This is a genomic window from Legionella tunisiensis (assembly GCF_000308315.1).
GTDB classification, from domain to species: domain Bacteria; phylum Pseudomonadota; class Gammaproteobacteria; order Legionellales; family Legionellaceae; genus Tatlockia; species Tatlockia tunisiensis.
In genome coordinates, this window is the sequence record NZ_CALJ01000170.1 from 1 (window position 1) to 1,511 (window position 1,511).

Genomic DNA, 1,511 nt, shown 5'->3' on the forward strand with positions numbered 1-1,511 from the left:
CTATTCCTTGGATAATGAACTGGAATTAGCTATCACGCTTGCAAGAAAAGCGGGACAAATCGTACGCGACATCCGTACAAAGGGCTATAAGATTCAAGAAAAAGCTGAACAACAGGGCCCTGTTACGGAAGCAGATCAAGCAGTCAGCGATTTATTGCTGCAAGAAATTAAACAAGCGTTTCCTCATGATCTTCTTATCTCGGAAGAAGCTCCTTTACCTTCTAAATCTAATCCATCAAGTCGTATATGGTTTATCGATCCTATTGATGGAACGAAAGAATTTATTGCTAATAACGATGGTTGGGCAGTCATGATAGGTTTGGCAATTGATGCTTATCCTTGTTTGGGTGTAGTTTACCAACCTGATTTAGATCGTCTCTATTATGCAACAAAAGGACGTGGCGCTTTCTTAATAAAATCTCAAGAGACTAAGCGCATCAAAGTAAGTAGTACATCAGAGCCAAGCCAGGCGGTTTTAATCCAGTCTTATAGCTCCCATAATAAAAAGACGGAACAGTTAATCACGCAATTGGGGATCAGTAAAACACTAAAACAAGGGTCAATAGGACTCAAGCTGGGAGTGATCGCTGAAGGAAAGGCGGATCTCTACTTTAACTTTTCAGGCTATTGCCATTTATGGGATCTTTGTGCGCCCGAAATCATACTTCAAGAAGCAGGAGGAGGGGTTCTTCTCTCTTCAGGAAAGAATATCGTCTATAATCTTGACGCAATCATGATTAAAGAAAAATTTTTAGCTGCGAATAATGAGTTATTAATCTCACTATCGCGATTTATAAAATAATTTCATCTTTTATAAAGAAAAAATTGCTCATCCTTCCTGGTTACTCGACAGAATAATTTTTGGCTTCAATATAGACAGTGGTAGCGACCAGGCCTTGTTCATTTTCCAATTCAACAAAACGCACTCTGTCTCCTACCTCCAGTTTTTCAAAATCATAACCTATCACGCTGTGACTGGTGAAACGGATTTGGCGGCCATCAGGTGTTTCTATGTAGCCGTAGTCAGCTGGTGGGGCGATTTCATTAACACGTCCGTAACATGCAGGTTCGTGATGTTTGATTTCACCACGCTGTTTACCGATATGGCTTTGTAGTTGTCTTTTAATAGCATTAAAGGCATCTCGAATGGCTACATAGACATCTTCATGAGCATGATTTTGTGTGGGTTCCCGGCTAGCTACAAGTTCAGCATTAGGTACGCTAAGGTCAATACGAACATGATAAAGCTTACCTTTGTGATGATGGTGGTGAGGGGATTCAATCGTCACATTACAATTGATGATATGATCAAAATAGCGCTCTAGTTTTTCGGCCAGTTGGTTAACTTTATTTTCAACAGCGGGGGATGGATTCATATTGCGAAATATTACACGAACAGGAAATTTCATTACGTAACCCTCCTGTATGATTGAGACAAATTATGAGTGCATCTAATTTTAAATGATAGTCAAGAAAACTTATATTTGCCAATGAAGCTAAAGGTACATTGT

2 protein-coding genes are annotated in these 1,511 nt (G+C 39.5%); one reads left to right on the forward strand and one right to left on the reverse strand.

Going from position 1 to position 1,511, the window contains the following annotated elements; genetic code table 11:
* Positions 1–802, forward strand: an 802-nt coding sequence (locus tag BN58_RS28440) for a 3'(2'),5'-bisphosphate nucleotidase CysQ family protein (RefSeq protein WP_019216770.1), incomplete at its 5' end; no start/stop codon positions are given.
* Positions 803–842: 40 nt separating this feature from the next.
* Here the strand turns inward: BN58_RS28440 and BN58_RS10420 are convergent.
* Positions 843–1,409 (reverse strand): HPF/RaiA family ribosome-associated protein, encoded by a 567-nt coding sequence (locus tag BN58_RS10420; protein ID WP_019216771.1) that lies wholly within the window; start codon positions 1,407–1,409, stop codon positions 843–845.
* Positions 1,410–1,511: the final 102 nt, after the last annotated feature.

What these genes read in the sequence shown, in the direction of transcription:
- BN58_RS10420 (WP_019216771.1), bottom strand. Translation starts at nt 1,409, where the DNA reads ATGAAATTTCCTGTTCGTGTAATATTTCGCAATATGAATCCATCCCCC.